Origin of the sequence: Protofrankia coriariae, from assembly GCF_001017755.1 — a bacterium.
Classification (GTDB): Bacteria; Actinomycetota; Actinomycetes; order Frankiales; family Frankiaceae; genus Protofrankia; species Protofrankia coriariae.
Genome location: NZ_JWIO01000008.1, coordinates 60,703 through 65,073 on the forward strand (window position 1 = coordinate 60,703; position 4,371 = coordinate 65,073).

The 4,371-nt window shown below is 77.7% G+C and carries 3 protein-coding genes and 1 pseudogene (1 of these 4 only partly in view); all 4 read right to left on the reverse strand.

All coding sequences use genetic code 11. From position 1 onward, the window contains the following. Nucleotides 1-202, reverse strand: a 202-nt coding sequence (locus tag FrCorBMG51_RS28940; protein ID WP_200902360.1) for a hypothetical protein, incomplete at its 3' end; no start/stop codon positions are given. Nucleotides 203-677: 475 nt separating this feature from the next. Next, a pseudogene (locus tag FrCorBMG51_RS33605) lies at nucleotides 678-1,178 on the reverse strand (hypothetical protein); the annotation flags it as partial. Between the two features lie 284 nt (nucleotides 1,179-1,462). Continuing rightward, a complete protein-coding gene (locus FrCorBMG51_RS28010) occupies nucleotides 1,463-2,065 on the reverse strand; it encodes a hypothetical protein (RefSeq protein WP_162233181.1) in 603 nt (200 codons plus the stop codon). A 14-nt stretch (nucleotides 2,066-2,079) separates the two neighbouring features. After that, nucleotides 2,080-4,371, reverse strand: partial view of a glycosyltransferase gene (locus FrCorBMG51_RS28945; protein WP_086055299.1) — the 3' portion only. Its footprint extends 318 nt past the window's final position; the window shows 2,292 of its 2,610 coding nt (coding positions 319-2,610); its start codon lies beyond the right edge, outside the window; the stop codon is at nucleotides 2,080-2,082.

A 4,371-nucleotide genomic window follows, 5' to 3' on the forward strand; every position in this document is an offset into this window, starting at 1 on the left:
CCGCCGCCAGACCCGGCGGGGTGAAACGCGCGGACGCGGTGAGCAGCTCCAGACGGATCACCGCGTCCGCCTCGGGTGCAGCCACCACGACCTGCGCGCCCGCGATCCCGGCCGGTATCCCGGCCGTGCCGGCCAGCACCAGCGAACCGGCCGCTCCAGACCCGACCGGCCCAGCCTCGGCCGGCCCAGCCTCGGCCGCCACGGACCCGATCTGCCCAGAGCCGGCCATCCCGGACCTGGCAACTCCGGGGCCGGCCGCCCCGGCCGCAGGCTCGGCTCCTTCGGCCCCGGCCGCCCCTGAGCCGGCGGCTCCGGCACCGGCGGCCGGGGCCCCGGNNNNCGGCCGGGGCCCCGGCCGCCGCAGGCACGACGACCTGATCCCGGGCGAACGGTGCACCCGCACGGTCCAGCATGGCGGCGGCCAGCCGCCCGTCACGTACCCGGATCCGCACCGCCGTGGCTTCCGCGTCGGGCACCCAGTCGGTCAGCCGGCGGATCACCCGCGCCATGGGCGGCACCGAGACACCGTCACTGACCGCACCGTCACCGACCGCACCAGCGGCGGCCGCACCATCATCGGCCACGGCGCCGGTGGCCCGCGCGGCGGCGCCCGGTCCTCCACGGTCGGCCGGCCCGAACGACGTGATCTCCACACGTGCGGGCGCGGTCTCGGGGTTGGTAAGGACGATCACCGGGTCACGGCCGGTGCCGGTACCCGGGCCGACGAACCAGAACTCGCTTCTCGGCGGATCGCAGCGCGCCCGGGACGGCGCCCGACCGGGCGCGCCCGGGACGGTCACCGTGGCGCTCAGCCCGGCCGCCACGAGGCCGCTGGCGTGCACGGCCAGCGGCACACCACCGTTCACCTGGACCAGCACGCCCCGCGCTCGGGCCGGACCGGTCGGAACGTCACGCACCGCACCACCGGCGGACAGCCAGATCCGTCCGTCCGTGCCCGGCTTCCCACCCACGGTGCCGCCGGCGGTCGCGACGTCCACCGTCACCGGGGCACCCGCCGACGGGTCAAGATCCGGGCACAGCAGTGTCGCGGACGTCACCGGCGCCCGTGGGCCGGCTGTGGGTGGGACCGCTTCGGGCCGGCTGCCTGCCGGGGGCCGGCCAAGGACGGCCAGGGCCAGCACGCTGGACAGGGCGAACATGACGGCAACCGTGATCATCGCTGTCAGGCGCGCGCGCCCCGTCCAACTCGCGGCCCGCGCGGCCCGGATCGGCCGTTGCGTCCCAGGACGTCGGCACCGGCTGAACAGCCCTGCCCGCACGGCCCGGATCGACCCGCCACGGTCTCCGGGAGGCGGCGCGCCGGCAGCCGCCGCCCGCACGGCCTGGACCAGCCGGCCAGGCAGTTCCCTTCGAGTACGTCGCTCCGCCTGGGCTGGTTGATCCGCCTGGTTTGACCGCTGCGGGCGGCCGGGCTGATCCGGATGGGCCCCCTGCGTCCCGGTCACCGTGGAGAGCCCGTCGCCGGGCCTGGCGCGGCCCCCCGGGATGGCGCCGCGCCAGGCCCGGCCACCACCGCACCGGGCGAGCCCGCCGGGCCGGCCGGCAACCGGCGCCACACCACGGCGTCGTCCGCCACCTGTTCCCGGACCAGCCCGGGCACGGCGTCCAGCGCGGCGACCAGCGACGGTGCCGCGCCCGCGGCGGGGACGACGACAGCGCTCACAGCCAGCGCCGTAAGCCCGCCGGCGGCCGTCGCACGCCCGGTGACAAGGTCCGCGACGACCACCCCGACCGCCGCGCCACCAGCCGCGGACATCGCGCCGAAGGTGGTGTCCAGACGCGGGCCGCGGGCATCCGTGAGCGTGTAGCCGATCGGCGCGTCCCGCGCCGGCTGACGCAGTACCAGCACGCGGGCGTCCGGCCCGGACAGCTGTGCCGCCGCAAGCGCGGAAACCACCATCCCGCCCGTGCGGGCGGCGGCGCCGGCCGCCACCTGGCCGGCGTCGGCGACCATGAACGCGCCGGTGAACGGGCTGGCCGCGACCGCCCCACCGAGGGACAGCGCCGTGACGTGCCGCCAGCCGGGCGGGTGACGGCGGAGCATCCCCCGTACTCCTGTCACTGAGAGTGCGCTAGCCGCCAACATGCCGGCGACGGCGACGGCGAGCTGCGCGGCGGCGGGCTCCCCGGCGCGTCCGGCAACACCCAGGTAGCTCTCGACGGCCGCGCCGGCCAGGCCGACGGCGACCACGCCCCATGCCGCGAGCGCCGGCCCGCGGGTCTCGGCCCGCACGGCCCCGGCCGCGCCGGCGAGCGCGACCGGGGCCAGTACCGCCGCGAGGCCGGCNTGGCCGCTCCCAGCCAGTCCGGCAACGCATCGGCCATGGCTCCGGTGACGTCCCGGCCACCCGCGCCTGTCCCGGGCAGGGCGCCCGGGACTTCGACGGCCGCGCCGACGAGCCGCCGCCACCCGGGGAGCAGGTCACGCCACGGCCACCACGGCAGGCTGCCGGCGACGGCCACGGCGAGCACCTGCGCCAGCCGGTGCGGCCGGTGCGGCCTGCGCAGCAGCACGACCGCGCCCGTAAGCCCGGCAACGGCGGACAGCAGCAGTGCCGGCGCGCAGGCAACCACGGCGAGCAGTCGCAACGCGAGCCGGCGGGCCATGGGCCAGGTGGCGCGGCCCGTGCCCGGCTGCGTCACCAACGCGGCCGCGGCGGTGAGCAGACCGGGGAGCAGCACGAGCGCGAACACCACGTCGACCCGGGCCGCGGCAACCGCCCAGCTCATCGGCGGGGACAGCGCATAGCCGGCCGCGACGACGACCCGGACCGGCGTGCGCGGCGGACCCGGTCCGCCGGCATCGGGCGCCCCACCGCCGGAGACCGCCTGGACGGCACCACCGCTGGGGACACCATCATCGGGGACGGCCATGCCGGCAACAGCCCTGCCGGAACCGGTATGCGCAGAACCGGTACGGGCGGGGACGGTACGGGCGGGGCCCAGGTGACCGCAGGCGGCGTAGGCGGCAAGAGCGGCCAGCGCCGGTCCGCCCAGCAGGACGACATCGGCCGCCAGCCACGGCCTGCCACCCAGCACGGTCGCGAGAACGGCCAGCGGCAGCAGCCACAGCCCGGTGTCCGTCGGCCCGGACACCACAGAGCCGGCGGACGCCGCGCCGGCGGCACCGCCAGGCCATCCGGCCAGGGCGACCGACCACAGATCCCGGGCGCTGTCGGGTAACGGCAGCGACACACCCATGCCGGGTATCCGGCAGGCGGCCGTTCCCGGCCCCCATCCCGGCCCGAGCATGAAACGGGCCGCTATGAGGCTCACGACGGCCAGCGCCCCGGCAAGCGCCAGCGCGGGACGCTGCGCCCAGACCGCCTGCCCGCCCCGCCCACGACGGTGGGCAGGCGCACGCGGGATGAGCGCGGCAAAGGTACGCAGGAACGTCCGGACCGCACCCAGCGGCCCGCCCCGGGCCGCAAGCAGCGTGCGCAACCTCCAGGCGGGCACCCGCGCGGACACCGCCCGGCGACGGCGCGCCCGCCACAGCCAGCCGGGACGGCCCATCACCGTGGCGGCCGCGGCGACCTCGTCCAGTCCCTGGCGGGGCTGGCCGACGGCGGCCAGCGCGACGCCACGCACCAGCGCCGCCGGCACGAGTCCAAGCCATGCCGGTACCAGCGGACCGGCCGAGATGTTGGCCATCCGGACCCGCAGCTCCTCCCGCCGCAGGTCACGGTAGCTGCCATGGCCATGGTGGCTGTCCTGCCCACGGTGGCCGGCACGTCCGCCGGGCCGCTGCCCGCGGGCCGGGACACGGTGGCCGCCGGGGCGGGCAGCGTGGATCACCGCGGGTGGGACGACCACCACTCGCATCCCCGCGCGCCAGACCCGCCAACAGAAGTCGAGGCCGGCAGCGGCGCGCAGCCGCGGATCGAACCCGCCGAGCCGCCGCCACGCCGGCCCGCGCACGAGCGCGCCCGCGTCCGAGACCGCCAGGACGTCCCGGACGGCGTCGTGCTGGCCGGCGTCGATCTCACCGGGGCCGATGCCGGTCACCCGGCGCCCAGCGCCGTCCACGGTGGCTCCGGCTTCGACGATCAGCTTCGGGTCGGCCCAGTCGAGCACTTTCGGGCCGAGCACGGCGGCGCTGGGATCCAGTGCCGCATAGGTCAGCAGCCGCTCCAGCGTGTCCAGGGCCGGTACCGAGTCGTGGCGCAGCAGCCAGAGGAAGTCCGGTGTGCCGGTGGCCTGGCCTGTCCGATCCGGCCTGTTTGCCTGGCCTGTCCGGCTCGCCAGCGCCGCGGCCACGGCCGCCCCGTAGCCGGTGCCCGGCGGCATGGTGCGGACCAACACCCGCGGGCTGTCCGGGATCCGCGTCCGGCGGGCCGCGGGCCCGCC